Here is a 25,597-nt window from a genome sequence, read left to right on the forward strand (position 1 = left end):
AATGGAGCCAGGACAACTTGCACTGCTGATCCCGATCATCGGCGTGTCGATCCCGATCGTCGCGATCTGGACCAAGCATCGCCAGAAGGTCATCGAGATCCAGATGGAAGCCACGGCAAGCGCGAGCGCGGAGAAGGCGGCACAATATGCCACCCAGGTCCAGCGCCTCGAAGACCGGGTGCAGGTGCTCGAACGGATCGTCACCGACCGCGGCTACGACGTCGCGACCCAGATCGAAGCCCTGCGCGACCAGCGCGAGGTGGAAGGCGCGGACAACGGCGTGCCTCTGAACATGGATAGGAAGGAAAACGTATAATGGATTTCGGCGGACCAAGTTTTGTCATCGCGATCATCGCGGTCAGCTACGGCGCCTGGATCCTCAACAACTGGATCCGTGCCAAGCACGGGTACGAGCTGGAGGACGAGTGGGGCGGCAAGAGCAAGCCCAAGGACACCAAGGAAAGCGCCCAGCTGCGCGAGGAAAACGCCGCGCTGCGCGACCAGATCGACTCGATGCAGGACCGCATGGTCGTGCTCGAGAAGATCGTGACCGACCGCGGCTACTCGCTGCATGACGAAATCGAGGCGCTGCGCGACAAGCCCGTCGCAGCCCGCAACGACAGCGGCGTGCCGCTCGACATCACCACCCGGGAGAAGGCATGACCATGGACACCGCAGCACAGATCGCACCCCACCTGCCCTGGATCATCGGCGCAGGCCTGGCTCTCGGCGGTGCCGGCATCGCGGGCTGGATCCACACGACCCGGCTCAAGATCAAGCATGGCTATCCGCTGGAAGGCATGTGGGGCCAGTCGCTCAAGCCGAGCACCGACGGCCAGACTGCCGAACGCGTAAAGCTCCTGACGCATGAGAACGCCGAACTGCGCGCCGAACTCGGTTCGATGAAGGACCGGCTGGGCAATATCGAGCGCATCGTAACCGACAGCGGCTTCCAGCTGACGCATGAATTCGAGCGTCTGCGTAAAGAGAAGGATGTGAACTGATGGGCGAACTGATGGTAATTTTCGGCTTCGTGATCGTCGCCGTCATGATCGTCACGATCGGCGTCAGCACGATCGTGAACCGTAGCCTCGAACACAAGGAGCGCATGGCGGCAACCAAGGGTGCCGGCCAGCAGGGCATCTCGAAAGAGAACTATGTCAAGCTCGAAGAACGCATTCGCGTCCTCGAACGCATCGCGACCGAGAACCGCAGCGATCTTGCCGCCCAGATCGAGCAGCTGCGCGATCTCGACACGCTCGAAGACTTCTCGAGCGACCGCCGGGAGACCGCCGCATGAGCATCTGGACCGCCCTGCTGATCTTCGCGATCGTGATGATCGTCATCGAGCGCAACCGGACGATCCGGAAGCTGAGCGGCGAACATCGCGACCATCACGACGAAGATCGCCAGCCCCAGGTCGAAGCGAGGGACGACGATACCCAGCGCGAGCTGCAGGAACTTCGCGACCGCGTCAAAGTGCTCGAACGCATCACCGTCGACGGCCGCGAAGCCAAGGCGATCGCCGACGAAATCGAGAAACTGAGAGACAAGTAAGGACACCCGCCAGTTCGGGGAGGAATTGGATATGAGTGAACAGATCATCATAGCTGCGGCCACCGTCACCGGCCTCACGATCCTCGCCATGACCGCGATGCGCTGCTGGCAGGGCTGGCTGGCGCTCAAGGAACGCGAGCTCGACCGGGCGATCCGCGCCCCGGAAATGGACAACGGCTCTCCCGCCGGTGCAGCTCGCATCGAGATCGCCGATCTCAAGGAACGCATCCGCAAGCTCGAAGCCATCGCGAGCGGGGTGGATTTGTGAGGCGATGCGCCTACATGGCGCGTCATGAGATCAATCGACGATATCCGTGAGGAGTACGAATTCCTCGAAGGCGACGAACGCTATCGCCTGCTGATCGAACTGGGCCGCGAACTCGAGCCCATGCCCGACGCCCTCAAGACCGACGCGACGCTGGTGCGCGGATGTTCGGCAAGCGTCTGGGTCTATCCCACCGAAAGCGGCGACACGCTGCATTTCCTCGCAGACAGCAATGCAGCCATCACCAAGGGCATCGTCGCGCTGGTGATCTCGGCTGTGCAGGACAAGCCGGCGAAGGATGTCGCAACGCTCGACATCGAAGGCGAGCTTGCCCCGTTCGACCTCAGGAACCAGCTGTCCTCCAACCGGACGCAGGGCATTCCCAACATGATCGCACTGGTGAAGGAACACGCGGCGAGGCTTGCTGCGGCCTGAGATGCGCACGCTCTACCTTGTTTGCGGCATCTTCTTCGTAGTGCTCGGCGCGATCGGCGCCTTCATGCCGATCATGCCGACCGTCCCGTTCCTGCTCGTGGCAGTCTACTGCTTCGCGCGCAGCAACCCGGAATGGGAGCGCAAGATCCTCGACCATCCGACCTGGGGGCCCCAAGTGCGCGACTGGACGGAGCGCCGGGCGATCTCGCGCCGCGCGAAGATCATGGCCATCGGCGCAATGAGCGTCGGCGCGGTCTTCACCTGGTACACCCTCGGGCACCCGTGGTACTGGATTTCAATCGCTATCCTGGTTGTCGCCGGCAGCTGGATCGCGACCCGCAACGAATAGGCTTCAGGCCCCGGCGCTCTCGCGCACGACGGCAATGCCTGCTTCGCGCTGCCGCTTGAGTTCGGCTTTCAGCTTTGCCGGATCGCGCGCGAATACGAAGCCGAAGCTGACCCCGCCTTCCTTGCCGATCGTCGCATGGTGCAGCTTGTGCGCCTGCACCAGCCGCTTCGCGTAGCCACGCTTGGGCACCCAGCGGAAATAGCGCTGGTGGACGAGACCGTCGTGAACCAGCGTGTAGATGATCCCGTAGAAGAGGATGCCGAGCCCGATCCAGGTGCCCGGCCACCAGGCGGAAGCGCCCATGACGAGCGGGCTGCCGAGCGCAAACATCGAGATGCTCATCGCCGCGCCGACGATGGCATAGAGATCGTTCTTCTCGAGCACATTGTCGTGCGGCTCATGGTGGTCGCGGTGCCACGCCCAGCCGAAGCCGTGCATGATGTACTTATGGCTGGCCCACGCGACCCACTCCATCGCGAAGACGGTGGCAATGACGATCAGGGCTGGCAGCAGGATGTCCATGGTGTGGACGATTATAGGTCAATCGTCCTTGGGAAAAAAGAACCGCGACACTTCTTCGCCGATGCGTGCCGGGCGCAGGGTTTCCGCGTCGATGCAGCACCAGGCGCTTTGTACTTCGGCAAGAACGTCTTCGCCGCGCTGGATGACCGTGCGGTAGAACGCACGCGCGCCCTTGATGCTTTCGAGCACGGTTTCGGCGATCACGTCGTCTTCGAGGAAGGCGGGCTTGCGATAGGTGATCTCGTGCTTGAGCGCGACCCACGCCTTGCTCGCCACTTCTTCCGCCGGGGCAAGCTTGCGCCAGTGCGCGAGCACGGCGTCCTGCACCCAGCCGAGGTAGCGGGCATTGTTCACGTGCCCCATGAAATCGATATCACCGGGCACGACCTTGATCGGAAAGGCGAAAGGCTTTGCTGACATGCGTGTCAGTTAGCATCGGATGTCTTTCATTTCCATGACCCCGCAGCAGGAAATTTCACCGGGTGGCTTTCGGAGCACAGAAAAATGTTTCGCATCGCCCAAGCTGACAGCCTTGTTTTGCGATCGTTCAGATAAGTGCGCTATTTTATGAACATGTGGACGACACGGATAACAAGGAAACTACCATGCACAAGTCAACCAAGCTGATCGCCGCCGGGCTCGCACTTCCCATCGCCCTCGGCCTCTCGATTCCCGCGAACGCCGCACCGCGCGGCCACTGGGACAATGGTTACGAGCAGAATTATCGCGGAGACCGCTCCTATCACCGCGGCTATTCCGACCCGCGCATCGAGCGCCGGATCGACCGCCTCGCACGCGACATCCGCATTGCAATGCGCAATGGCGAGATCGACCGCTGGCAGGCCCGCCAGGTCCGCGAACGCCTGCGCACCGTCGAGCGCAGCTATGCAGCCTTCGCCCGCAACGGCCTTTCGCGCCGCGACGTGCGCACCATCAACTGGCGCATCGACCAGGCTTATGACGCGCTTTCCGAGGCCCGTTATCGCAGCGCCTATCGCGGTCACGACCGTTACGACCGCCGCTACGATCGTCGCGGACGCTATTAATCCGAGGGGCTGAAAGCCTCACGCCAAGCGGGCAGAAGTTTTCCTCCCTTGCCCGATAGGGGGCGGCGGCCATAGGCATCGTGCCATGGCCAGCCGCCCCCGCACTCTTTACGACAAGATCTGGGATGCCCACGTCGTCGAAACGCGCGACGATGGCACCAGCCTTCTCTTCATCGACCGGCACCTCGTCCACGAGGTTACCAGCCCGCAGGCTTTCGAAGCGCTGCGCGCTGCAGGACGCCCCGTCAGGCGCCCCGACCTGACCCTCGCGGTGCCCGACCACAACCTGCCGACAACCCCGCGGCTCGATGCCACTGGCAATCGCATCCCGATCGCCGATCCGCAAAGCGCGCAGCAGCTCGCCGCCCTCGAACGCAACGCGCCCGATTTCGGCATCCGCTACATCGATGCGAGCGCGCCGCAGCAGGGCATCGTCCATGTCGTCGGGCCGGAGCAGGGCTTCTCGCTTCCCGGCAGCACGATCGTGTGCGGCGACAGCCACACGGCTGCCCATGGCGGGATCGGCGCACTCGCTTTCGGCATCGGCACTAGCGAGGTCGAGCATGTGCTCGCCACCCAGACGCTCCAGCTGAAGAAATCGAAAGCGATGGAAATCCGCGTCGAGGGCGAACTTTCGCCCGGCGTTACGGCCAAGGACCTGATCCTCCACATCATCGGCCGGATCGGGACGGCTGGCGGCACCGGACACGTCATCGAATATCGCGGAGCCGTGTTCGAGGCGATGAGCGTCGAAGCGCGCCTGACCGTGTGCAACATGAGCATCGAGGCGGGCGCGCGTGCCGGCCTGATCGCTCCCGACGAGACGGTTTTCCGCTATCTCAAGGGCAGGCCCTACACGCCGACCGGCGAGAACTGGGATCGCGCGCTCGCCTGGTGGAAGACGCTCCATACCGACGAGGGCGCGGTGTTCGACAAAACCGTCATCATCCAGGCGAGCGATGTCGAACCGACCGTGACCTGGGGCACCAGCCCGGAAGACACTGCGCCGATCGGCGGCACGATCCCCGCACCCGAAAGCTTCGCCGACCCCTCGAAACAGGAAGCTGCGCGCAAGAGCCTCGAATACATGGGCCTCGAAGCGGGCCAGAAGCTGTCCGACGTCGAGGTGCAGACCGTCTTCATCGGCAGCTGTACCAACAGCCGTATCGAGGACCTGCGTGCCGCCGCCGAAGTGCTGCGCGGCCGCAAGAAGGCGGACAATGTCCACTGGGCCATCGTCGTCCCCGGCTCCGGCCTCGTTAAGCAGCAGGCCGAAGAGGAAGGGCTCGACAAGGTTTTCATCGAAGCCGGCCTCGAATGGCGCGAGCCCGGGTGCTCGGCCTGTCTCGGCATGAACCCCGACAAAGTGCCGCCCGGCGACCGCTGCGCTTCCACCTCCAACCGCAATTTCGTCGGCCGGCAGGGACCGGGTGCACGCACGCACCTGATGAGCCCCGCCATGGCCGCCGCCGCCGCCGTCACCGGGAAACTCACCGATGTCCGTGAACTTGTTGGCTGAGATGGCTTGCAAGCCCGCCCCGCGCATCCCATGAGGTTGTCATGACCAAGAAAATCACAGGCAAGGCCGCCATCGCCGCAGGTGCGATCGGCTCCGCCGCTATCGCCGCAGCGCTGCTCTATGCGAACCGCCGCAAGGACAAGTCCGGGGGCAAGCCGCCCAAGACCTCGACCGCGCCGCATACGCCCACAGGCGAGCCGCCCGAAACGGACTGATGAAAGCAGTCTCGACCATCGAAGGGCGCGCGATTCCCTATGGCGCGAAGAACGTCGACACCGACGTGATCATCCCGGCCAAATGGCTCAAGACCATTTCGCGAGAGGGACTGGGCGAAGGGGCGTTTGAGAGCGTCCGTGCAAATCCGGACAACGTGTTCGACGATCCCGAATACGCCGGCGCGCCGATCCTGATCGCGGGCGACAATTTCGGCTGCGGATCGAGCCGCGAGCATGCCGCTTGGGCGCTGCTCGACCTCGGCATTACCGCCGTCATCGCGCCGAGCTTCTCCGACATCTTCTCGGGCAATGCCTTCAAGAACGGCATCCTTGCCGTCGCGCTACCGCAGGAGCAGGTCGACCGCCTGCTGGAGGTCGCGCGCGAGCATCCGATCAACATCGATCTCGAAAGCCAGACGGTGACAACGCCGTTCCAGGACCGATTTGCCTTCGACATCGACCCGTTCCGCAAGCACTGCCTGCTGAACGGTCTCGACGAAATCGGCCTCACGCTCGAGCGGGAGGCATCCATCACGACATACGAACAGCGCCAGGCACGCGACATGCCATGGCTCGCACAAGGAACAGGGGAGAAAGCCGCATGAAGGCTCTACGCACGCACGCAGTCGGTGGTCCGGAAACGCTCACGCTCGACGAGGTGGAGGTTCCCACCCCCGGCAAGGGCGAAGTGCTGGTCGACGTGAAGGCCTGCGCGATCAACTACCCCGACACGCTGATGATCCGCGACCTCTACCAGTTCAAGCCGGAGCGTCCCTATTCGCCCGGCGGCGAGATCGCAGGCGTGATCGAGGCTGTCGGCGAAGGCGTCGAAGGCTATTCGGTCGGCGACAAGGTCATGGCCGGTATCGGCAACGGCGGCCTTGCCGAGAAGGTCGTCGTCCCGGCGAACCGCATGTTCCCGGTGCCTGACGGCGTTGCCTTCGAGAAAGCGGCCTCGCTGCTGATGACCTACGGCACGACGATCCACGGGCTGAAGGACCGCGGCCACATCAAGGAAGGCGATACGGTCCTCGTCCTTGGCGCGGCAGGCGGCGTCGGCCTCTCGGCAGTCGAACTTGCCAAGGCATTCGGTGCGCGCGTCGTCGCTGCCGTCTCCAGCGAGGAAAAGGGCGAAGTCGCGAAGAAGGCCGGTGCCGACGAGGTCGTGATCTATCCCAAGACCGAAATGGACAAGGATGCGTCCAAGGCGCTCGCCAACGCCTTCAAGGCGGCCTGCGGCCCCGAAGGCGCGAACATCGTCTACGACATCGTGGGCGGCCAGTATTCCGAGCCGGCGCTGCGTTCGATCGCCTGGGAAGGCAAGTTCCTCGTCGTCGGCTTCCCGGCCGGTATCGCCAAGATGCCGCTCAATCTCACCCTCCTGAAAAGCTGCGATATCGCCGGCGTTTTCTGGGGCGCCTTCACGGCGCGCGAGCCGGTCAAGTTCCGCGAGCAGGTCGAGGAACTGTTCGACCTGATGAAGGCCGGAAAGATCGACCCGCTGGTGTCGGAAACCTTCCCGCTCGAACGCGGCGGCGATGCGATCGCCAAGCTCGAAAACCGCCAGGCGGTCGGCAAGCTCGTGGTGACGATGGACTGACAGGGCTAGAAAGCTGCTTGCCCGCAAGGGGGCAGCGCCCTATTTCGAAGGGGATATCCATTCCCCCGAGAGGACAAAATGACCGATTTCAAGGACCGCGAACGCGCCGAAGAAGCCAAGTTCGCGATGGACGAGGACACTGCTTTTCGCGTTGCGGCACGTCGCAACCGCCTGCTCGGCCACTGGGCCGCAGAGAAGATGAACCTCACCCCGGAAGAAACCGACGCCTATGCCAAGGCCGTCGTGCAGGCCGATTTCGAGGAAGCCGGTGACGAAGACGTCATCCGCAAGCTCCTCGGCGACCTGACCGCTGCCGGTGTCGAGATCGACGAGGCTGGCGTTCGCGCCGCGCTCGAAGAAAAGGCGATCGAGGCCAAGCGCCAGTTCATGAGCGAGAGCTGATCCGATGCCGATGGCGGCAGAGGACATCGTTTCGATGATCAAGGACGCGCTTCCGGGCGCGGAAGTCGAAATGCGCGACCTGGCGGGCGACAACGACCATTGGGCAGCCAAGGTCGTCGCCCCGCAGTTCGCGGGCAAGACGCGCGTGCAGCAGCACAAGATGGTCTATGAAGCGCTCGGCGGGAAGATGGGCGGCACGCTGCATGCCTTGCAACTGACCACCCAAGTCCCCACTTCCGGCGCGTAAACGAAATTCAGACGGAAAATCCTATGTCCGACGTAAACGAACGCATCTCCGGGCTGGTCGGCGAGAACGACGTGGTCCTTTTCATGAAGGGCACCCCGCTCTTCCCGCAGTGCGGCTTTTCGAGCCGCGCGGTTGCCATCCTCGATCATTGCGGCGTCGCCTATGAAAGCGTCGACGTGCTGCAGGACATGGAAATCCGCCAGGGCATCAAGACCTATTCGGACTGGCCGACGATCCCCCAGCTCTATGTGAAGGGCGAATTCGTCGGCGGCAGCGACATCATGATGGAAATGTTCGAAGCCGGCGAGCTGCAGGAAATGCTCGAGCAGAAGCAGGTCGCAAAAGCCGACTGAACGCTTCATCGGTTCTGACAAAGAGAAAGGCCCGGTTCGCCAGAACCGGGCCTTCTTTTTGGGTCGACGCTACCGGGAGACCAATGGCGGCGTCAGTCATCGAGGACCAATCGATGCAAGCACAGATGCAGGCACCGTGCCAGATTTGCGTTTGGCCGCTTTTCCAGCGACTTCGATGGTTAGCGAATTCTTGATGCCGCCGGTTCTGTAAAAGCTTCCGACACCCGCATCCCGCTTCGCTGTCGTGAGCGCTTGGCAAAGCGGGCCGGCTGCTCCAAAGTCTCCCGCGATGACCGATGATCGTTTCGCGCACGCGCCCCATGCCGAGGGTATTCCCGCCGCCACAGTAGTCGTTTTCCGCCGCGCCGCCGATGGCGGGCCGCCGGAAATCCTGATGACCGTGCGATCGCGCTCGATGTCCTTCGCGGGCGGTGCGGCGGTCTTTCCCGGCGGCCGCGTCGACGAGGCGGACTTCGAGCTGGCAAAGACGCTCGACAGCGATATCGAGCAGGACGAGCTCGCCCACCGTGTCGCAGCGATCCGCGAAACGCTGGAGGAAACCGGTCTCGCCATCGGCATGCGCGGCGAGGTCGACGCGAGCCTTGCCGGCAAGGCGCGCGAATTGCTGCTTGAGCGCGGCGAGCTCGCACCGGTGCTGGACAAGATGGGCTGGCAGCTCGACCCGTCCGAAGTCCTGCCCTTCGCTCGCTGGTTTCCCAAGAACGAGAAGCTGTCGCGCGTGTTCGATACGCGTTTCTATCTCGCCGATCTCGGCACCGGCGCGGTCGATATCACTGTCGACCAGACCGAGAATGTCCGCCTGTTCTGGACCACCGCCCAAGGCGCGCTCGACAGGTCCGAGACCGGCGAGCTGACAATCATCTACCCAACCCGCCGCAACCTCGAAAGGCTCGCGCAGTTCACCGACTTCGCCCAGGCGGCGGACGATTGCCGCCGGCATCCGGTGCGCACGATCACGCCGTTCCTTTCCGAGGAAGACGGGCAGCGCTGGCTGCGCATCCCCGATGACGCGGGCTATCCGGTGACCGGCGAGCCGCTCGATGCGGTGATGCGCGGCTAAGCCTCTCACTTTCCCTGCGGAACAGGCGGCAGGCCTCCCCGTTGGATTGGCAAATCCGACGAACAGGAGCCCTCATGTCGCAACTCGAAACCATCAACCCCGCAACCGAAGAGCCGATCCAGTCCTACGACGTGCAGTCATGGGACGAGGTGAAGTCGTCGATCGAGCGCTGCCAGTCCGCATTCGAGGACTGGAGGCTGAATTCGCATGAAGAGCGGGGAGAGGTGCTCAAGGCTATCGCGGCGAAGTTCCGCGAGAAGAAGGAAAACCTCGCACAGCTCATGACCCGCGAAGTCGGCAAGCTGTTGCGCGACAGTCGCGACGAAGTCGAACTATGCGCCGCGATCTGCGAATGGACCGCCGAGAACGGCCCGAAAGAACTCGCCGACGACGAGCGCGAATACCCGGACGGGCGCAAGGGCGTCGTGACCTATTCGCCGATCGGCGTCGTCTACGGCATCCAGCCGTGGAACTTCCCGGCCTACCAGGTCGTGCGCTATTCCATCGCCAGCCTCATGGCGGGCAATGGCGTGCTGCTGAAGCATGCAGAGAACTGCACAGGCAGTGGCTTAGCCATCAAGGACATCTACGAGGAGGCGGGGCTGCCCGAAGACCTCTTCACCGTCCTGCTGGTCGACCATGACACTTCGAACAAGGTGATCGAGCACGATTTGGTTCGCGGTGTCACGTTGACCGGAAGCGACGGCGCCGGGCGCGCCATTGGCGAACTCGCCGCGCAGAACATCAAGAAAACCGTTCTCGAGCTCGGGTCCAACGATGCCTACATGGTGCTGGAAGATGCCGATGTCGCCCATGCGGCAAAGACCTGCATCCAGGGGCGGCTCTACAACAACGGCCAGACTTGCATCAACGCCAAGCGCTTCATCGTGACCGAGGCGGTCTACGATGAATTCATGGAGCATTTCGTCTCGGGCATGGAAGCGATCAAGCTCGGCGATCCGACCTCCGACGATAGCGATATGGGGCCGATGGCGCGCAAGGACCTGCGCGAAACGCTGCAGAAGCAGGTCGACCAATCGGTCGAGAGGGGCGCGAAAATCCGCTGCGGCGGCGAGATGCGCGAGGGCACCGGTTATTACTACCCTGCCACCGTGCTCGAGGATGTCGCCCCCGGGCAGCCTGCCTATGACGACGAACTGTTCGGCCCCGTCGCCTCGGTCATCCGGGCGAAGGACGATGAGGATGCGATCCGGCTCGCCAACGACAGCCGCTATGGCCTCGGCGGCGGGATCTTCACGAAGGACCTCGAAAAGGCGAAGCGCATTGCCAGCCAGCATTTCGATACCGGCATGGTGTTCATCAACGGCTTCGGTCTCGCCAACCCCAACATGCCGTTCGGCGGGGTGAAGAATTCGGGCTACGGCCGCGAGCACGGCGGCAGCGGCATGCGCGAATTCGTCAACGAAAAGAGCATTTTCGTCAACGACGCATGAGCGGGCGAGCTCCAGCGGGGTGCGTCATTTGAGAGAATAATGAGTGGCGCGCCCGGCAGGACTCGAACCTGCTACCTCAAGATTAGAAGTCTCGCGCTCTATCCAGATGAGCTACGGGCGCGCGCTGCCTCAGCGCATAGCGCGCTTTTCGCGGCCCGCAAATCGCTCTAGGCCCGCTGTCCATGGAAAAGCCGACACGCATCAAGACGGGTAGCGGGCCGCCGCAGGCCTTTCGTTACTACGACATCGTCATGGCCGCATTCGTGGCCATCCTGCTGCTGTCGAACATCATCGGGGCGGCCAAGCCGTCCTACATCACCCTGCCAAACGGCAGCGAGTGGTCGTTCGGCGCAGGCGTGCTGTTCTTCCCGATCAGCTACATCATCGGCGACATCCTGACCGAGGTGTACGGCTACGCGAAAGCGCGGCGGGTCATCTGGACCGGCTTTGCCGCGCTCACCTTCATGGCCTTCATGGCATGGGTCGTCGTGGCCCTTCCCCCGGCGGAAGGCTGGGACGGGCAGGAGGCCTACGAGAAGGTCTTCGGCAATACCTGGCGCATCGTCCTCGCCTCGATCATCGCCTTCTGGGCAGGCGAGTTCGCCAACAGCATCGTACTGGCGAAGATGAAGGTCTGGACCAAGGGCAAGATGCTGTGGTCGCGCACGATCGGTTCGACCGTGGTCGGGCAGGGCCTCGACAGCATGCTGTTCTATCCCATCGCCTTCCTCGGCCAGGATGGCTGGACCACCGAGCTGATCATCCAGCTCGTTCTGTCGCAGTGGCTCATCAAGACCGCGTGGGAAGCGTTCCTGACGCCGGTAACCTACGTAGTGGTGAACAAGCTGAAGTCGGCCGAGGGTGTCGACATCTACGACACCGCGACCGACTTCTCGCCTTTCGCAAAATCGGATTGATCGGGAATTTTGCGGGGCCCGAAATAAGGAAGGCCGGGCACTGAGACCCGGCCTTCCCCTCCCCCAAGCGTTGTTCGCTTAGAACTCCACACCGACTGCGATGCCGTAGCGCCGCGGATCGAGCGTGAAGATGTTCGTGAACAGGCCCGACGAGGCGTCGGTCACGTAGAGACCCGTCGTCGAGTTGCTGTCGAAGATGTTCTGGACGAACCCGCGGACGAACCACTGGTTGTCCGGCGCGTTCAACTGGATCTGCGCGTTCGCCTGAACGAACGGAGCGATCCGGTTGACCCGGCCGTTGAACACGTTGCCGTACTGCTCACCCGTGAAGGCGACGTCGAAGCGCGGCACGAGCGTCATGCCGCTGTCGAAGTCGTAGGTGTACTGGACACCGACCGAAGCCTTCATTTCCGGAGCCTGCGGCAGCTTGTTGCCCTTCAGGTTCACCTGGACACCCGGGCTGAGCACCTCGATCCCGCCGAACAGGCCGCCTGCTGCTGCAGCGTAGCCATCGAGCGCAGCGCAGACGCTGAAAGCGCCCGAGGATGCGATGTTGGCATCCGCCGGGAACTCGGTCGTCCCCTGCAGCGGGTTGGTCGTTGCAACATTGCCGGTTACCTGGCCTGCGTTGATTTCGCCGTTGACGAAATTCACGAAGGCATCGGGCCCGCCTTGCGCACTGCCGGTGACAGCACACAGAGCGCCGTTGGTGATGTCCTTGATGATGACGGCATTCGGATCGCCGCCACCCGGGTCACGCGGGTTCGAGAAGAACTGGTCGCCCGCAACTTCTGCATTCAGGTAGCTGAAGTTCATGTTGAACAGCCAGCGATCGGACGGACGCAGGAGAGACTCGATTTCGAGGCCCCAGATGTTCGCATCGATCGTGTCGTTGACCGAAGTGCGTGCGATAATGCGGCTCAGCTGCAGGTCCTTGTACTTGTAGTAGAAGGCCGTCGCATTGAGCTGCACCATGCCGTTAGCGAAGGTGTTCTTCGTACCGATTTCGAAGGCGTCGATCGTTTCCGATGCGAAGCTGTCCGGAACCGCGAAGATCGGCTGCAGCGGCGGGTTGATACCGCCCGACTTGTAGCCGCGCGAGTAGGACGCATAGATCAGGTTATCCGGTGTGATCTGGTAATCCAGGACCACGCGGCCGGTAATCTCGTCGAATGCGACCGACCGCTGTTGCAGCGGCTGGACACCCGCAATCCCCGGATCGGCATCGAAGCCGGCAGCGAAGGGCGAGGAGAACGGATCGCCGTCGTTGCTGTAGGGATTGAGGAAGCTTGCAAGCGTCGAACGAGCCGAAATCGATTTCGTGTCGTCGTTGTAGCGCAGACCGCCGGTCAGCTTCAGCTTGTCGGTAATGTCGAAATAGACCTCGCCGAAGATGCCGTAGCTTTCCAGTTTGAAGTCGGTCGTGTTGTTGCGGAAGAACGACGTCGCCAGATAGCTTGGATCAAGCCCAAGTCCGAAAGACGTGAACGAGCCAAGGACGCCGGTGATATAGTCGATGGCGAAGGCGTTCACGAAGTAGCTGTTCTCCAGCACCTTCGATTCTGCATAGATACCGCCGAGCAGGAAGTTGAACGGCCCGTCGAAGTCAGACGAGACAATAAGCTCGCCCGACCAGGATTCGTTCTCCTGGTTCGACCGGTCGAACTGCGTGCCGTCCGGGGTACAGACCCGGAAGCCCTCGAACGCGCCGCGGTTGTCGAGACGCGTGTCGGAGACGCACAGGTCAGTGCCGGAGAACAGGGCATCGGTAATCGGCGTGAAATACGCGCTCGAACCCGGGACGAAGGCCGGAGCCGGTGCCGGAAGTCCGGTCGGAATACCGTTGGCAGCGAAGAACTGCAGGGTTCCGAACGCTGCGGCAGCATTCGGGATTTGGCCCACGCCGTTGTTGTAGTCCTGGCGCGAGTCGACGCTCGTTTCCTGGTACATGCCCGACAGGCCGACACTGATCCCGCCGAAGTCGTGCTCGATGTGACCGTAGATCTGCAGTTCGTCGGCGAAGTATTCCGGCGTGAACTGCGTGCTCACTTCACGAACGTCGGACGATTCCTGGAAGTTCGCATAACCGTCGGGTCCATAGAGGCTGTTGAGGCCCAGGACCGCAGGGATGCCGTTGAACTCGAGGAACTCGGACGAACCCAGCGTGCCGGTGAAGGTCGAGTTGGAGTTCAGCTTGTCAAAATCGCGGCGGTTGTTGAGACAGCCGAGGATACCGGTCGGGTCCCTCTGACACTGCTGCTTCTGGATACGCATGCGATTGTCGTCTTCGCGGAAGTAGTAGCCCATCAGGTCGATGGTCGTATCCGGGCCCGGCTCGAAACGGAGCGAACCGCGGATCGCATACATTTCGCGGTCGTCGATATCGTCGCCGTTGAACAGGTTGGTCGTGTAACCGTCACGGTCGAGGTAGAAGCCCGCGATACGGATGCCGATCGTGTCGCCGATCGGCACGTTGACCATGCCCTTGGCCTTGATCGAATTATAGTTGCCGTATTCGAACTCCGCCTTGGCACTGAAACCCGAGAGGTCGGGCTTGGCCGAGACGACGTTGACCACGCCCGAGGTCGCGTTACGACCGAACAGCGTGCCCTGCGGTCCGCGAAGTACTTCGATCCGTTCGAGATCGAAATACTCGGTCTCGAACAGGCGCGTCCCGAAGAGCGGTGCGGAATTGAGGTGGATTGCCGTCGCGCTGTCGCAGCTCACGCCGACGCAGAGGTCGCCGATGCCGCGGATGGTGAAGCTCGAGGCGGTGAAGTTGCTCTTGGTGAAAGAGACGTTGGGCAGGGTCAGCTGGAGATCGCTTGCGTTCTCGATCTGCTGCGCTTCGAGTGCTTCGGCATTGAAGGCGCTGACTGCGATCGGAACTTCCTGCAGCCTCTGGCCCTGGCGCTGCGCGGTAACGACGATCTCGGTTGAACTACGGAAGACCGGTGCTTCTTCCTGGTCATTATCGGTATTGTCCTGCGCGTAAGCAGGTAGTGCGAACATGCTCCCGGCAATGCCGGCAAGCAGGGCAGCCTTGACCCTCATACGTCCTCTCCCATGTCACGGCTGTCTTTTGATGCAGCCTGTAGATTGGAAGCTATGCCAGAACATGTCGCTCTGGCAATAGGGTTGCGCGAAATGAATTGTTCAGAACGATTTGTTGCGCAACGCGCAATTCGCTCAATCACCTACTTTGCGTAGCTGTCGATCCGGGCGAGGCCGGCATCCGAGACGACCCGGAATTCGGGCCGCTTGCCCAGCCTGTCGGCCAGCAGCGTGAGGTCTTTTTCGTTCGGAATACCAAACAGCGCCTCGTGGCTTTCCTCGAGCGAGAGTACCAGCGCATCGCCTTCTATCTGCAGACTGCTGACCTGGAACAGCTTGGACGAACGCGCCCCGAGCCGGCGACAGAGCCGGGTCGCGAGACCCCAGCAAATCGCCGCTTCGAGCGCCTCTTCGGGTGCGAGGCTCGTCACATCCTTCGGCAAGTCGCAGCGATTGCCATTGGCGGAGACGGCTGCGGCGAGCATGGCGCGGTCCTGCGCCTTGATCGCGATCCAGCGCTTGTGGAGCGACCATTCGATCGCCAGCGGGCCGCGCAGGTTCGGCTCGATTTGCATCGACGCGAGCGACAGCATTGTGGCGGCGAGGCGGAGACGCTCCGAGCCGTATTGCGAGCGCGGGACGACGTCGGCAGTCCATCCGGCCATGCGCGTCGCCAGTACCGGCGGGCAGCCGCGGAGCGCTGCAAATTCCCCGACACCCGCGAGCAGCGGGTCCTGCCCTTTCGCATCGCTCGCCAGTTGGGAGAAGACGATGCCTTCGCGCAGACCCCAGGCCGACACGGTGATCCGCGACGGCTCGAGATGCTCGATCATCGCCATGAGCAGCGTTGCCGCGACCGGAATGTTCTCCGCACGCATGCTGGAAATGCGCGGGCTGCCGGCGAAATCGCTCGCTTCCATCGTCGCCAGCCGCCGCGCGAGTGCGAAAGCGTCTTTCGTCGCGATCTCGAAACCGTGCGGGTCGGTCAGCGGGTAGCCCTGCTCTTCCATCGCGTAGACGGCACCTGCGCGCCATGTGCCCCCGACGAGGTAGAGCGGCTCGCCCTTGGGCGCTTTCCAGTTCGCACCGGCGAGCATTTCGGCGATCGCCGCCTTGCCCTTCTCGCGCCCGTGCTTGAGCAAGGCCGGCAAACGCAGGGTGCCGAGCGGCAGGCTCGTCCCGACTTCGCATTGCCCGTCGGCGATCTCGACCAGTTCGAGGCTGCCGCCGCCGAGGTCGGCAACTACACCGCTGGCACCGGGAAAAGCGCCGACCACGCCCATAGCGCTCAGCTCGGCCTCCTCCTCGCCCGAAAGCAGGCGCGGTTCGAAACCCAGATCGCTCACCATGGCGAGGAACTCGGGCCCGTTGGTCGCATCGCGCGCAGCAGCGGTCGCCACCACGTCGACGCGCGACACGCCGAGCTCCTCGAGGATGAGCGCATAACGGCGCAAGCCGCGCATCGCGAGTTCGACCGCCTCGTCGGCGAGCCTGCCGGTATCGCCGATCTCGCGCCCGAGACGCGCGGTGACCTTCTCGTTGAACAATGTCACCGGCGCGCGCGGCGAGCCGCCGTAGAGCACGAGGCGCACGGTGTTCGACCCGATGTCAATAATTGCGCGGGCGACCCGGTTGCCGGCGAACATGCCCTGCCGGTCGGCGTGCCGCCTGCGAAGCGCCATCAGGCAGCGCCTTTGCGCAGCGCGAGCATCGGGACGGCGCCTGCTTCCAACGCGCCACCGCGCCCGCTGAGCGACGGGTTGGTCATGAAGTACTGGTGGCAGTTGAAAGGCTTCTCGCCCGGCTGCGCGCGTTCGTACGTGCCATCGCTCTGCTGCTCCCAGCTTTGCTCCGTATCGAGCAGGTTCGCGAGCAGCACCTGCTGCAGCACCTGGTCGTGGACCGTCTTGTTCCTGATCGGAACCATGACCTCAACGCGCCGGTCGAGATTTCGCTCCATCGCATCGGCAGAGGTGATGTAGACCTTGGCCTTGAAGCTCGGGAAAGCCTCGCCATTGGCAAAGGCCCAGATGCGGCTGTGTTCGAGGAAACGGCCGATGATCGACTTGACGCGGATGTTCTCCGACAAGCCTTCGACGCCGGAACGCAGGCAGCAGATGCCGCGCACGACGAGCTGGATTTCGACTCCCGCCTGGCTCGCCCGGTAGAGCCGGTCGATCACATCCTTGTCGGTCAGCGAATTGAGCTTTGCCCAGATGCCGGAGGGCCTGCCCGCCTTCGCATTGGCGATTTCCTTGTCGATCCGCTGGTAGAGCTTCTCGCGCAGCCCGATCGGCGAGATTGCCAGCTGCCCGGTCTTGCGCGGCTCGACATAGCCGGTGACGAAGTTGAACAGCTTTGCCGCATCGCGCCCGAGTTTCGGGTCGGCGGTGAAGTAGCTGAGGTCGGTGTAAATCTTGGTCGTGATCGGGTGGTAGTTGCCTGTCCCGAAGTGGCAGTAGGTCCGATAGCTGTCGCCTTCGCGGCGCACGACCATGGAAACCTTCGCATGGGTCTTCCAGTCGACGAAACCGTAGATCACCTGCACCCCTGCCCGTTCGAGCTTGGAGGCCCAGATCAGGTTCTGCTCCTCGTCGAACCGGGCCTTGAGTTCGACCACCGCAGTGACCGACTTGCCCTCTTCCGCAGCAGCGATCAGCGCCATGATGACCGGCGACTGGTCGCCAGCACGATAGAGCGTCTGCTTGATGGCGACCACGTCGGGATCGTCCGCTGCCTGGCGCAGGAAATCGACCACCACCTCGAAGCTTTCGTAGGGGTGGTGGATGATGATATCCTTCTCGCGAATGGCGGAGAAGCAGTCGCCGTCGTGCTCGAGGATGCGTTCGGGATAGCGCGGGCTGTAGCTCGCGAATTTCAGTTCCGGCCGGTCCTCCTCGACGATTTGCGAGAGGCCGGCGACGCCGATCAGCCCGTCGGTCTTGATGATGGTCGTCTCGCTCGAAGCCATCTGCTCGAGCAGGATTTCCTCGGCCACCGGGTCGAAATCGCTTTCCATCTCGAGCTGGATCACTTGCCCGCGGCGGCGCCGCTGGATCGCGCTGCGGAAGGTGCGCACGAGATCCTCGGCCTCTTCCTCGATCTCGATATCGCTGTCGCGCAGCACACGGAACGCGCCATCGCCCTTGATCGTGAAGCCGGGGAACATGTGATCGGCAAAGCGGCAGATCAGGCGCTCGATACTGATGTAGACCGCCTTGTCGCCCGGAACGCGCACCCAGCGCGGAATCGCGGACGGGACCAGCACCATCTCGACGATCTGCTGTCCGTCGGATTCGCGCTCCAGCGTGAAGAGCAGCCCCGCGCCCTCATTCGCCACGAAGGGGAACGGGTGCGCCGGGTCGAGCGCCTGCGGTGTCAGGACCGGGACGATTTCCTCGAGGAAATAGGTCTTGAGCGCGGCATAGCTTTCGGGATCGACCCGAGCATTATCGGCAATGGTGATACCCGCTTCCTCGAGCTCGGCGCGCAGTTCCGTCCAGTTCGATTGCTGTTCGGCATTGAGCTCGTGCACCGCCTCGCGAATGGCCGCGAGTTGCTGCGAGGGGCTGCGCCCGTCGATCGAGACGCGCTCGATCCCGCGCTGCACCTGCCCGACGAGGCCGGCGACGCGGATCATCATGAACTCGTCGAGATTGCTGCCCGAAATGGACAGGAAGCGCAGCCGTTCAAGCAGAGGGTAATTCGCATTGCGGGCTTCGGCGAGGACACGGGCATTGAACGCGAGCCAGCTCAGCTCGCGGTTGATGTAGTGATCGGCCGCCTCCTCCGACGGTTCGAAGGCGTGATCCAGGGGTAGGACCGCTTTGCCCGTATTCGCCATATTCCCCGTGTCCGGTGCCTCATCCATCTCGCTCGTCCCCGCAAAACCGTGCCCCGATTAGGCGAGCGCTTTGCGGAGTAAACGCGCTGCCTTGGCGTGACACAATTCGGTCATGAGCGCCAGCCTTCCGGCGCGGGCGGAGTCAGGCGATATCGCGGCTGTTGGCGATTTGCGCGATGCCGCGCTTGCCCGAGGAATCGCGCCCAAGTTGCACGATCACGTCGATGACCGAGGCGGCGTAGGAAATCGTGTCCTGCCGCGTGAGCCCGATGCCGGTCTGCATGACCATCAGCGACAATTGCTCGAGCGCGCCGCGCAGGCTGTTGGCATGGATGGTCGAGAACGAGCCGGGGTGGCCGGTGTTGATCGCGCGCAGGAAGGATACCGATTCCGCCCCGCGCAATTCGCCCAGCACGATACGGTCGGGGCGCAGGCGCAGCGCTGCCTGCAACAGTTCGTTCGGCGTGACCTTCGCTTCGCCCAGTTCGCCCTTCACCGCGACGAGGCCCACGGCATTCTCGCCGGGGAATTTCAGTTCGGGCGTATCCTCGACGAGGACGACGCGCTCCTGGCTGGGTATCTCGCCGAGCATGGCGTTAAGGAAGGTCGTCTTGCCGGTCGAGGTGCCGCCGGAAATCAGGATCGTGCGGCGCTGGCGGATCGCTTCGCGCAGGTAGGCGATCGGCTCCTGCTGCGCATCGGGCATCGCGCCCTCTTCCTTCGGCTTCAGCGGACCGGCATCATAGGCATCGAGCGGCAGGTCGAGGCGCCGGTGGCGACGGATCGCCATGACCCAGTGCTTGCGCGCGGCGGGAGGACCGCAGAACTGCACGCGCGCACCGTCGGGCAGCGTCGCGCCGAGCAGCGGGTGCTCGCGGTTGATGCCCTGGTGGCTGACCCGTGCGACCTGCTCGGCAAGTCGCTGGACCAGCGTGTCGGTAATCTCGGGCGTTTCGATGCGCTGCATGCCGGGCGATGCGGCATCCTCGATCCACACTTCGCCGGGCCGGTTGACCATGATCTCGGTCACCGTGTCGCGGTCGAGCCACTGCCGGAACGGGGCGAGATAGGCGTCGAGATAGACGCTGCGCTCGCCAAGCTGCGGCTGCTCGCCTTTCGGCAGGGAGTGGATGTCGGCGCTCATGCCCTGGCCAGCCTTCTCGCGCTTACTCGACCGAACTGAAGTCGAGATCGCGCGCGGTGAAGACGCGGATCGGTTCGCCCATGCGCACGCGGATCGTCGGGCCGATCTGGCTGTCCTGCTGGACTGCCGCTGCTGCTGCCGACTGGCCCGCGCCGCCAAGCACGACCGAGCTGCCGCCCGAGCCGATGGCCGAAAGGCCGCCGACTACGGAGAGGAGCAGCGCCGAACCGAAGCGCTGGAAGAAATTCGAATTGACCTTGCCCGCAAGCCCGGTCGTGCCGTCGAAGCCGACAGCGGGCGAGGACAGGGTAACCGATGCGCCATCCGGACGGATCAGGCGCGTCCAGATCACATAAGCGCGCTTCTGGCCGTTCTGCACGCCCGACTGGTACTGGCCGATCAGGCGGCTCGAACGCGGGACGAGGACGCGGGTGCCGTCGAAGCTGCGCACGTCCTGGCTCACCACTGCGCGGACATAGCCCGGCACATTGGTATCGATCGCGGTTTCGAGGACTGCGGGAATGAGCGTGCCCTGCGTCACCGTGGTCTGCGGATTGACCATCGCCTTGGCCTGCGCCGTGCCGCCACCGACACCGCCGACACGCGCGGCGAAGTCGCCAGCAGAGCCGGTCGCGCCCGAAGCTTCGACCGCTTCGCCGGTCACCGCCGCAGAGGGCAGAGCGACCGAACCGATCGGAGCCCCGCTCGCATCGAAGACGACCGTCGGCGAGGAATAGGGATTGCCCATCGGCATCGCGTCCGCACGCGGATCGCGCGCGAGGACTGCCGCCGGAGCGGGATCGGGCTGCGGCACGCCGTTGGCCTGGCGCGTGGTCGGAAGGACAGGCTGCGCTGCCGGCTGAGCGACCGGAGCGGGCGCTGCCGCCTGCTGTGGCACCGCAGCCTCTTCCGAACCGCCGGTGCGCGCGCTGTTCATGCCCCAAAAGGCGGCGAAACCGAGCAGGGCCACGACGGCGACGCCGGCAGCGAGGCCGAGACCGTCGGACCCGTTCTTGCGCTGCGTGACCGAGGGGTAGGCATTGCGGCTCGCGAGGTCGATGACATCGGCGCTCTGAGTTTCGCGCGGATCGACGTCGTTGGCGGTTTCATCGCCCGATTTCTTGGCCGGAAGACGCATGGCAAGGCGCATGGTTACCCTCCCCTCTGGATGTTACCGGACTGGGCGGAGGCGCGGACCGGCCCGGTGTTGGTCAGCGTGGCGACGTCATCGCCCGAACGCAGGATGATTTCGCGATAGACGCCCTCGACGATCACCGTGTCGCCGCGAACCGTGAAGTTGACCGGGCCTTCTGTGCCCTCTTCGTCCTTCACGAGGATCGCCGGTACGGCGGCACCGGTCGGCCAGGCGAGGAAGGTCGCGGTGCCATCGTCATAGGTCTGGCTCGGGAAGAGCTTGCGATTGCCTTCACTTTCCCAGTCGAAATTGAGGCTTGCCGGGTCGACCACTGCATAGGGATCGCTCGCGGCGGCCATCTCGATCGAATTGGCGGTCTCCGCCGCCGCAGCCAGCTGGGCTTCGTCTTCCTCGACCTCGGGCGGTTCGGGATAGGTGAAGCTGAGCACGTAGAGCGGCTTGGCCGAGGGGCTGGCGACGAGATCGAACAGGTAGGTGTGCTTGTCGGTAATGACCGTCAGGTTCGTGCGCGCATTGGGTGAGAGCGGCTTCACGAACAGCAGGTTCGCGCGCTTGTTCGGCGTCACCTGCCAGGCATTGCTGTCGCCGATCGCGACGTTCTCGATCCGCTCTTCCGGGTCGAACTTGATCGTCGCCTGCACCTTGGTCTTGCCGTCGATGCGGACGATCTCGTTTGGATCGTAGAGACGTTCGACCAAGCGCGGATCGTCGGCCAGCGCCGGGGCCGAGACGAGGATGAGAGCAAGCGCGGTAAAGCTTGCGCGAATCATTTCACTTTCTCCGTTTGGCGGGAATTCGCGGGGCGGAACCGGCTGCCGATGCCATGCGCTCGCGAGACGCCATTGCTAGTTGCCTGGACCCGACCCGATCCTGAAGAGGTGGCGAAGACCTTGGTCTCGCGCCTTGTAACGCTGGAGCCGCCACTGCTCGCATCGTTGGCGGCTGCAGCTGGCGTGACGCCCGACACGGCAATGCGGCGCGGCGGGTTGGACATGCCTGCGGCCTGTGCGGTCGACTGGACCTGCGTCGTCGCGCCTGCAGCCGGAGCACGGGTGCTTGCAGCCATGTCGGAGCCCTTGTTGGCGGCATCGGGTACGAGGCCGAAGACGCGCCATCCGGCAACCATCGTGCCTGCGACCTTGAGTGTGATGACCATAAGCGCCGCATGGACTGCGCCGATCAGGAAGAACGCGACGGCCGGGCGCGTGCCGACTTCGCCGGGAACCTGGCTGAGGCTGGAGAGGATCGGCACGCTCAGTTCGAGCATCACGCCCCCGCCGATCACCGCCAGCAGCGGGGTCAGCGCGAGCATCACCACGCCCTTGAGCCAGCCGACGAACAGCCCGCGGGTCGCCGGGAAAAGCGCGAGCACGACGAAGATCGGACCGAGCGCCACCAGCACGGCAAGCGCGATGCGCGCCGTCACCAGCACGCCGACCGTGCCGAGCAGCAGGATCATCGCGCCCATCCACAAGATGCCCTTGGGCGAGAAGGCTGTAATCTCCGAACCGATCTCGGCGCCCTGCCCATTGGCCGAAGCGACACCGGGCGCACCGCCCTGCGTCGCCTGCTCGATCGCGACGAACACGATGTCGAGCTTCTGCGCGAAGACGGCCGTGGCCGAACCATCGGTCCCGGTCAGCACGCTGGCGAGATAGTCGGGCGCGAAGATCGCGAGGTTCCACACGATGCCTTGGTAAGCCGCCCAACTGGTGGCGAAGGTCAGCACGAGGCCGAGCGTCACCATGCGCGGGACGAGCGAACGGACCGACAGGTTCGTGCGGCCCAGCATCAGCGCGATGGCGAACAGCGCGATGAAGATCGCGAGCAGGATGCTCAGCGTCGGACCGAGCGCGCCGCCGGGCGCGAACAGGCGACCAAAGGCCGAGGCGGTAACCTCGTTCGCCGTGCAGTCGACCGCGCGCAGCGCCGCCGCTACGCCGTTGCCGACTTCGGCTTTTGCCTGGTCGCAGGCGGCACTCACTCGGCCGCCTCCCACATGTCGTTTTCACTTGCGCCGCCCATGCCCGGCCAGCCGTGTCCGGTGAGCGCGGGATACCATTCGGACGGTGCATCGCCGACCGCTTCGCGCAGCAGGTCGAGACGGCGGACCGAAGCCTCGCGGCCCGAAAGTATGGTCAGCACTTCCGGTGCATTGCCGAGGTCGAGGCGCACCACGACGCTCGCATCGGGCTGGCGCACGAGGAAGCACCGCGAATGGGCCGGCAGCGAGCGGATGATCGACAGCTCGTGCTCGGTCAGGCCAAAGCCTTCGCAATAGTCCTCGGGTCGCGCACGGCTGTTCGGCATGAACACCATGGTCGCGGTCTGCTCGACCAGCGCGGTCGAGATGCGGCTTTCAAGCGCATCGCGCGCCGACTGGGTCGCGAAACCGACCAGCGCGTTGCGTTTCCGCAGCGTCTTGAGCCAGTCGCGGATGCGCGCGGCGAACACCTCGTCGTCGAGCGCTTTCCAGCCCTCGTCGATCAGGATCATCGTCGGGTGCCCGTCCAGCCGCTCGTCGATGCGGTGGAACAGGTACATCATGGTCGGGGTGCGCAGTTTCGGGTTCTCGAGCAGCGCGGTCATGTCGAAACCGAGCACGCGGTTGTCGAGATCGAGCCGGTCGCGCTCGTTGTCGAACAGCCAGCCGTGCTCGCCATCACCGATCCACGCGGAAAGGCGATCGGCAAGGTCGCCCGGCTCGGGTCGCCGCGTGCCCGACAGCAGTTCCTTGAAGTGGCGCAGGCGCCGCAGCGAGGCATCGTTTGAGTAAGCGGCGTCGACCGCTGCGGCGATCGTCGCGCTTTCTTCCGGCCCTTCGGCCTTCAGCAGCACGGTCAGCCAGTCGCGCAGGAACGCGCGGTTGACCGGCGTATCGGGCAAGGCGAGCGGATTGAAGCCGGTCGGCTCGCCCGCGTTGATACGGTCGTAGCGTCCGCCGATCCCGCGCACGAACAGCTCCGCGCCGCGATCCTTGTCGAACAGGATGGTGCGGGGTGCGAACTTCTGCGCCTGCGCGGCGAGGAAGTTCATCACCACGGTCTTGCCCGAACCCGACGGCCCGATGACCGAGAAGTTGCCGAGGTCGCCGTGGTGGAAGTTGAAGAAGAACGGCGTCGCGCTGGTCGTCTCCAGCAGCGTGACCGCATCGCCCCAGTGATTGCCGCTCGCCTGGCCGAGCGCGAAACCGTGGAGCGAGCCGAAGCTCGCCATGTTGGCGCTCGAAATCATCGAGCGGCGCACGATGTAGCCCTCGTTGCCCGGGAACTGTGCCCAGAAGGCGGGCTCGAGATTGGTGTCCTCGCGCACTGCAATCGCGCCGGTGTCGGCCAGCGCTGCGGCACAGGCGGCCGACGCGTCGTCGAGGCGGTTGAGATCGCGCTCGCGCACCAGCACGGTCAGGTGGTGGTCGCCGAAGCCGACCGAGCCTGCGCCAAGCTCGTCGCGTGCTGCGAGCATGTCGGCCCGTTCCGCCTGAGCCTCTTCGTCGGCCGAACGCAGGCGCCGGATCGCGAGGTCCATCCGCTCGCGCGCGGTCTGGCGCTCGAACGGGGCGTAGCTTTCGGTCACGATCATCTCGAACGGCAGGCGCAGCAGCCCGTCGAGCAGGCCGGGCGAGGTGGCGTCGGGATAATCCTTGAGGCTCAGGATCGCGGAGAAATCGGGATCGCCCGCACCGCGCTGCTCCATCGCGTCGAGGCCGAAACTGGTCCTGCGGTAGGGCAGCATCTGGCCGATGTCCGTCTCGTCCGACGGGCGGCGAACCGGGCGCATCTCGCCATTGTAGAGCGCGCTCAGCAGTTCGAGCAGCTCGTTGTTGGTGCGCCCTTCGCTCGCCTCGTAGTCGCCGAGCAGCGTCGCGCCATAGGATTGCAGCGAGGCGATGAGGCCGGTCGCGGCAGCCTTGAGCGCGCGCACGTCCTTGGGGTCGTATTCGAATTCGGCGTCGCGCTTGCCCTTGAAGAATTTCGCGGCGCGTTCGGCGATGCCCGCCTTGCCGCGCGCCGGGCGGCGGATGAGCGTGACGAACTGGTCGTTGATGAACAGCGCGCCCTTGCCGAGGCGCTCCTTCCAGCGGCGGTCGATATGGGCCGAGAGCGGATCGTCGAACTCGGCATCGAGCTCGACCTCGACCCGGCGGCGGACCACGTGGTGGTACATCACGAAGCGCGCATCGAGCGTCGAACGCAGCATCACCTCGCGCGTGCCGGCATGGGCATTGAGCGCGTCGGTATCCTCGGTCTCGAACAGCAGGCCGGGGACCTGGATCGAGGTCATGATCGAGCCGTCACGCAGCAGCAGCGTGTGCTCGTCGATCAGGCGGGCATATGGCAGCCGGTCGCCAGCGCGGGCTTCCTTCGCGCTCCAGGCGGCGGCTCCGATCCATTTGCTCATACGTCTCGACCCTCCAGCAGGTCGCTCTCAAAAACGGCG

The 25,597-nt window shown here is 64.1% G+C and carries 29 protein-coding genes and 1 tRNA gene; 19 read left to right on the top strand and 11 right to left on the bottom strand.

All coding sequences use genetic code 11. From position 1 onward, the window contains the following. The first annotated feature begins 1 nt into the window (after position 1). From EO245_RS12455 to EO245_RS12490, 8 genes are read left to right on the top strand one after another with little or no spacing between them, the layout of a single operon-like run. A complete protein-coding gene (locus tag EO245_RS12455; RefSeq protein WP_128893232.1) occupies positions 2 to 316 on the top strand; it encodes a hypothetical protein in 315 nt (104 codons plus the stop codon). Continuing rightward, positions 316 to 663, top strand: coding sequence for a hypothetical protein (locus EO245_RS12460; protein ID WP_128893233.1), 348 nt, complete (start codon positions 316 to 318; stop codon positions 661 to 663). The genes EO245_RS12455 and EO245_RS12460 overlap by 1 nt, the downstream gene beginning before the upstream one ends. Then, entirely contained in the window at positions 660 to 1,004 is a 345-nt protein-coding gene (locus EO245_RS12465; protein WP_128893234.1) for a hypothetical protein, read from the top strand. Before EO245_RS12460 ends, EO245_RS12465 begins: the two co-directional genes overlap by 4 nt. Beyond that, positions 1,004 to 1,300: a hypothetical protein gene (locus tag EO245_RS12470; protein ID WP_128893235.1), complete on the top strand. Its 297-nt coding sequence runs from the start codon at positions 1,004 to 1,006 to the stop codon at positions 1,298 to 1,300. The genes EO245_RS12465 and EO245_RS12470 overlap by 1 nt, the downstream gene beginning before the upstream one ends. Further along, on the top strand, positions 1,297 to 1,557 hold the full coding sequence (locus EO245_RS12475; RefSeq protein ID WP_128893236.1) for a hypothetical protein: 261 nt from the start codon (positions 1,297 to 1,299) through the stop codon (positions 1,555 to 1,557). Before EO245_RS12470 ends, EO245_RS12475 begins: the two co-directional genes overlap by 4 nt. A gap of 31 nt (positions 1,558 to 1,588) precedes the next feature. Beyond that, positions 1,589 to 1,825 carry a hypothetical protein gene (locus EO245_RS12480; RefSeq protein WP_128893237.1) on the top strand — a complete coding sequence of 79 codons (237 nt, stop codon included), beginning with the start codon at positions 1,589 to 1,591 and terminating at the stop codon, positions 1,823 to 1,825. A 24-nt stretch (positions 1,826 to 1,849) separates the two neighbouring features. Then, complete coding sequence (locus tag EO245_RS12485) at positions 1,850 to 2,257, top strand: SufE family protein (protein WP_128893238.1); 408 nt, start codon at positions 1,850 to 1,852, stop codon at positions 2,255 to 2,257. Position 2,258: 1 nt separating this feature from the next. Further along, positions 2,259 to 2,606 carry a YbaN family protein gene (locus EO245_RS12490; protein WP_128893239.1) on the top strand — a complete coding sequence of 116 codons (348 nt, stop codon included), beginning with the start codon at positions 2,259 to 2,261 and terminating at the stop codon, positions 2,604 to 2,606. A gap of 3 nt (positions 2,607 to 2,609) precedes the next feature. On the opposite strand, the gene EO245_RS12495 is transcribed toward EO245_RS12490, so the two are convergent. Continuing rightward, positions 2,610 to 3,128 (bottom strand): sterol desaturase family protein, encoded by a 519-nt coding sequence (locus EO245_RS12495; protein ID WP_128893240.1) that lies wholly within the window; start codon positions 3,126 to 3,128, stop codon positions 2,610 to 2,612. Positions 3,129 to 3,146: 18 nt separating this feature from the next. Then, positions 3,147 to 3,548 (bottom strand): thioesterase family protein, encoded by a 402-nt coding sequence (locus EO245_RS12500; RefSeq protein ID WP_199798655.1) that lies wholly within the window; start codon positions 3,546 to 3,548, stop codon positions 3,147 to 3,149. A gap of 185 nt (positions 3,549 to 3,733) precedes the next feature. Between EO245_RS12500 and EO245_RS12505 the strand changes: the two genes are divergently transcribed. The 10 genes from EO245_RS12505 to EO245_RS12545 all read left to right on the top strand — a co-directional run bounded on the left by EO245_RS12505 (position 3,734) and on the right by EO245_RS12545 (position 11,045). Further along, positions 3,734 to 4,174, top strand: coding sequence for a hypothetical protein (locus EO245_RS12505; RefSeq protein ID WP_128893242.1), 441 nt, complete (start codon positions 3,734 to 3,736; stop codon positions 4,172 to 4,174). Between the two features lie 85 nt (positions 4,175 to 4,259). After that, on the top strand, positions 4,260 to 5,693 hold the full coding sequence (gene leuC, locus EO245_RS12510) for a 3-isopropylmalate dehydratase large subunit (protein WP_128893243.1): 1,434 nt from the start codon (positions 4,260 to 4,262) through the stop codon (positions 5,691 to 5,693). Between the two features lie 41 nt (positions 5,694 to 5,734). Beyond that, entirely contained in the window at positions 5,735 to 5,908 is a 174-nt protein-coding gene (locus EO245_RS13430) for a hypothetical protein (protein WP_164931328.1), read from the top strand. Then, positions 5,908 to 6,513, top strand: coding sequence for a 3-isopropylmalate dehydratase small subunit (gene leuD / locus EO245_RS12515; RefSeq protein WP_128893244.1), 606 nt, complete (start codon positions 5,908 to 5,910; stop codon positions 6,511 to 6,513). The genes EO245_RS13430 and leuD overlap by 1 nt, the downstream gene beginning before the upstream one ends. Further along, on the top strand, positions 6,510 to 7,508 hold the full coding sequence (locus EO245_RS12520; protein WP_128893245.1) for an NADPH:quinone oxidoreductase family protein: 999 nt from the start codon (positions 6,510 to 6,512) through the stop codon (positions 7,506 to 7,508). Before leuD ends, EO245_RS12520 begins: the two co-directional genes overlap by 4 nt. A gap of 78 nt (positions 7,509 to 7,586) precedes the next feature. Beyond that, a complete protein-coding gene (locus EO245_RS12525; protein WP_128893246.1) occupies positions 7,587 to 7,910 on the top strand; it encodes a DUF1476 domain-containing protein in 324 nt (107 codons plus the stop codon). A 4-nt stretch (positions 7,911 to 7,914) separates the two neighbouring features. Then, a complete protein-coding gene (locus EO245_RS12530) occupies positions 7,915 to 8,157 on the top strand; it encodes a BolA/IbaG family iron-sulfur metabolism protein (protein ID WP_128893247.1) in 243 nt (80 codons plus the stop codon). Between the two features lie 23 nt (positions 8,158 to 8,180). Then, positions 8,181 to 8,510: a Grx4 family monothiol glutaredoxin gene (gene grxD / locus EO245_RS12535; protein ID WP_128893248.1), complete on the top strand. Its 330-nt coding sequence runs from the start codon at positions 8,181 to 8,183 to the stop codon at positions 8,508 to 8,510. Positions 8,511 to 8,799: 289 nt separating this feature from the next. Further along, positions 8,800 to 9,591 (top strand): NUDIX domain-containing protein, encoded by a 792-nt coding sequence (locus tag EO245_RS12540; protein WP_128893249.1) that lies wholly within the window; start codon positions 8,800 to 8,802, stop codon positions 9,589 to 9,591. A 74-nt stretch (positions 9,592 to 9,665) separates the two neighbouring features. Next, positions 9,666 to 11,045, top strand: a complete 1,380-nt coding sequence (locus tag EO245_RS12545) for an NAD-dependent succinate-semialdehyde dehydrogenase (protein ID WP_128893250.1) — start codon at positions 9,666 to 9,668, stop codon at positions 11,043 to 11,045. Between the two features lie 44 nt (positions 11,046 to 11,089). Here EO245_RS12545 and EO245_RS12550 read toward each other — a convergent pair. Further along, a tRNA-Arg gene (locus EO245_RS12550) sits at positions 11,090 to 11,166 on the bottom strand. 61 nt (positions 11,167 to 11,227) lie between these two features. On the opposite strand from EO245_RS12550, the gene EO245_RS12555 reads away from it, so the two are divergent. Further along, positions 11,228 to 11,962 (top strand): queuosine precursor transporter, encoded by a 735-nt coding sequence (locus EO245_RS12555; protein WP_128893251.1) that lies wholly within the window; start codon positions 11,228 to 11,230, stop codon positions 11,960 to 11,962. 78 nt (positions 11,963 to 12,040) lie between these two features. Here the strand turns inward: EO245_RS12555 and EO245_RS12560 are convergent, their stop codons facing one another. From EO245_RS12560 to EO245_RS12595, 8 genes are all read right to left on the bottom strand, one after another. Continuing rightward, the gene (locus EO245_RS12560) at positions 12,041 to 15,016 is read right to left on the bottom strand and encodes a TonB-dependent receptor (RefSeq protein WP_128893252.1); all 2,976 of its coding nucleotides are present in this window, start codon (positions 15,014 to 15,016) and stop codon (positions 12,041 to 12,043) included. 143 nt (positions 15,017 to 15,159) lie between these two features. Continuing rightward, positions 15,160 to 16,698, bottom strand: a complete 1,539-nt coding sequence (locus tag EO245_RS12565) for a Ppx/GppA family phosphatase (RefSeq protein ID WP_128893253.1) — start codon at positions 16,696 to 16,698, stop codon at positions 15,160 to 15,162. Further along, complete coding sequence (locus EO245_RS12570) at positions 16,698 to 18,887, bottom strand: RNA degradosome polyphosphate kinase (protein ID WP_234026898.1); 2,190 nt, start codon at positions 18,885 to 18,887, stop codon at positions 16,698 to 16,700. The genes EO245_RS12565 and EO245_RS12570 overlap by 1 nt, the downstream gene beginning before the upstream one ends. 115 nt (positions 18,888 to 19,002) lie before the next feature. Next, the gene (gene virB11 / locus EO245_RS12575; protein WP_128893254.1) at positions 19,003 to 20,004 is read right to left on the bottom strand and encodes a P-type DNA transfer ATPase VirB11; all 1,002 of its coding nucleotides are present in this window, start codon (positions 20,002 to 20,004) and stop codon (positions 19,003 to 19,005) included. Positions 20,005 to 20,026: 22 nt separating this feature from the next. After that, entirely contained in the window at positions 20,027 to 21,154 is a 1,128-nt protein-coding gene (locus EO245_RS12580; protein ID WP_234026899.1) for a TrbI/VirB10 family protein, read from the bottom strand. A gap of 2 nt (positions 21,155 to 21,156) precedes the next feature. Then, positions 21,157 to 21,930, bottom strand: coding sequence for a TrbG/VirB9 family P-type conjugative transfer protein (locus EO245_RS12585; protein WP_128893255.1), 774 nt, complete (start codon positions 21,928 to 21,930; stop codon positions 21,157 to 21,159). Continuing rightward, positions 21,927 to 23,144, bottom strand: coding sequence for a type IV secretion system protein (locus EO245_RS12590; RefSeq protein ID WP_128893256.1), 1,218 nt, complete (start codon positions 23,142 to 23,144; stop codon positions 21,927 to 21,929). Before EO245_RS12590 ends, EO245_RS12585 begins: the two co-directional genes overlap by 4 nt. Next, on the bottom strand, positions 23,141 to 25,558 hold the full coding sequence (locus EO245_RS12595; protein ID WP_128893257.1) for a VirB4 family type IV secretion/conjugal transfer ATPase: 2,418 nt from the start codon (positions 25,556 to 25,558) through the stop codon (positions 23,141 to 23,143). The genes EO245_RS12590 and EO245_RS12595 overlap by 4 nt, the downstream gene beginning before the upstream one ends. Between the last annotated feature and the right edge of the window lie 39 nt (positions 25,559 to 25,597).

The organism is Erythrobacter sp. HKB08, from assembly GCF_004114695.1.
In the GTDB taxonomy this organism is placed as follows: domain Bacteria; phylum Pseudomonadota; class Alphaproteobacteria; order Sphingomonadales; family Sphingomonadaceae; genus Parerythrobacter_A.

Excerpts from the sequence above, each read along its gene's own strand:
- leuD (WP_128893244.1), top strand. The coding sequence starts at position 5,908 with ATGAAAGCAGTCTCGACCATCGAAGGGCGCGCGATTCCCTATGGCGCG.
- EO245_RS12565 (WP_128893253.1), bottom strand. The coding sequence starts at position 16,698 with ATGGCGCTTCGCAGGCGGCACGCCGACCGGCAGGGCATGTTCGCCGGC.
- EO245_RS13430 (WP_164931328.1), top strand. The coding sequence starts at position 5,735 with ATGACCAAGAAAATCACAGGCAAGGCCGCCATCGCCGCAGGTGCGATC.
- EO245_RS12475 (WP_128893236.1), top strand. The coding sequence starts at position 1,297 with ATGAGCATCTGGACCGCCCTGCTGATCTTCGCGATCGTGATGATCGTC.
- EO245_RS12540 (WP_128893249.1), top strand. The coding sequence starts at position 8,800 with ATGACCGATGATCGTTTCGCGCACGCGCCCCATGCCGAGGGTATTCCC.
- virB11 (WP_128893254.1), bottom strand. The coding sequence starts at position 20,004 with ATGAGCGCCGACATCCACTCCCTGCCGAAAGGCGAGCAGCCGCAGCTT.
- EO245_RS12485 (WP_128893238.1), top strand. The coding sequence starts at position 1,850 with ATGAGATCAATCGACGATATCCGTGAGGAGTACGAATTCCTCGAAGGC.
- EO245_RS12530 (WP_128893247.1), top strand. The coding sequence starts at position 7,915 with ATGCCGATGGCGGCAGAGGACATCGTTTCGATGATCAAGGACGCGCTT.
- EO245_RS12555 (WP_128893251.1), top strand. The coding sequence starts at position 11,228 with ATGGAAAAGCCGACACGCATCAAGACGGGTAGCGGGCCGCCGCAGGCC.
- EO245_RS12455 (WP_128893232.1), top strand. The coding sequence starts at position 2 with ATGGAGCCAGGACAACTTGCACTGCTGATCCCGATCATCGGCGTGTCG.
- EO245_RS12560 (WP_128893252.1), bottom strand. The coding sequence starts at position 15,016 with ATGAGGGTCAAGGCTGCCCTGCTTGCCGGCATTGCCGGGAGCATGTTC.
- EO245_RS12465 (WP_128893234.1), top strand. The coding sequence starts at position 660 with ATGACCATGGACACCGCAGCACAGATCGCACCCCACCTGCCCTGGATC.
- EO245_RS12495 (WP_128893240.1), bottom strand. The coding sequence starts at position 3,128 with ATGGACATCCTGCTGCCAGCCCTGATCGTCATTGCCACCGTCTTCGCG.
- EO245_RS12545 (WP_128893250.1), top strand. The coding sequence starts at position 9,666 with ATGTCGCAACTCGAAACCATCAACCCCGCAACCGAAGAGCCGATCCAG.
- EO245_RS12570 (WP_234026898.1), bottom strand. The coding sequence starts at position 18,887 with ATGGATGAGGCACCGGACACGGGGAATATGGCGAATACGGGCAAAGCG.
- EO245_RS12480 (WP_128893237.1), top strand. The coding sequence starts at position 1,589 with ATGAGTGAACAGATCATCATAGCTGCGGCCACCGTCACCGGCCTCACG.
- EO245_RS12470 (WP_128893235.1), top strand. The coding sequence starts at position 1,004 with ATGGGCGAACTGATGGTAATTTTCGGCTTCGTGATCGTCGCCGTCATG.
- EO245_RS12595 (WP_128893257.1), bottom strand. The coding sequence starts at position 25,558 with ATGAGCAAATGGATCGGAGCCGCCGCCTGGAGCGCGAAGGAAGCCCGC.
- EO245_RS12585 (WP_128893255.1), bottom strand. The coding sequence starts at position 21,930 with ATGATTCGCGCAAGCTTTACCGCGCTTGCTCTCATCCTCGTCTCGGCC.
- EO245_RS12580 (WP_234026899.1), bottom strand. The coding sequence starts at position 21,154 with ATGCGCCTTGCCATGCGTCTTCCGGCCAAGAAATCGGGCGATGAAACC.
- EO245_RS12460 (WP_128893233.1), top strand. The coding sequence starts at position 316 with ATGGATTTCGGCGGACCAAGTTTTGTCATCGCGATCATCGCGGTCAGC.
- EO245_RS12520 (WP_128893245.1), top strand. The coding sequence starts at position 6,510 with ATGAAGGCTCTACGCACGCACGCAGTCGGTGGTCCGGAAACGCTCACG.
- leuC (WP_128893243.1), top strand. The coding sequence starts at position 4,260 with ATGGCCAGCCGCCCCCGCACTCTTTACGACAAGATCTGGGATGCCCAC.
- grxD (WP_128893248.1), top strand. The coding sequence starts at position 8,181 with ATGTCCGACGTAAACGAACGCATCTCCGGGCTGGTCGGCGAGAACGAC.
- EO245_RS12505 (WP_128893242.1), top strand. The coding sequence starts at position 3,734 with ATGCACAAGTCAACCAAGCTGATCGCCGCCGGGCTCGCACTTCCCATC.
- EO245_RS12525 (WP_128893246.1), top strand. The coding sequence starts at position 7,587 with ATGACCGATTTCAAGGACCGCGAACGCGCCGAAGAAGCCAAGTTCGCG.
- EO245_RS12490 (WP_128893239.1), top strand. The coding sequence starts at position 2,259 with ATGCGCACGCTCTACCTTGTTTGCGGCATCTTCTTCGTAGTGCTCGGC.
- EO245_RS12500 (WP_199798655.1), bottom strand. The coding sequence starts at position 3,548 with ATGTCAGCAAAGCCTTTCGCCTTTCCGATCAAGGTCGTGCCCGGTGAT.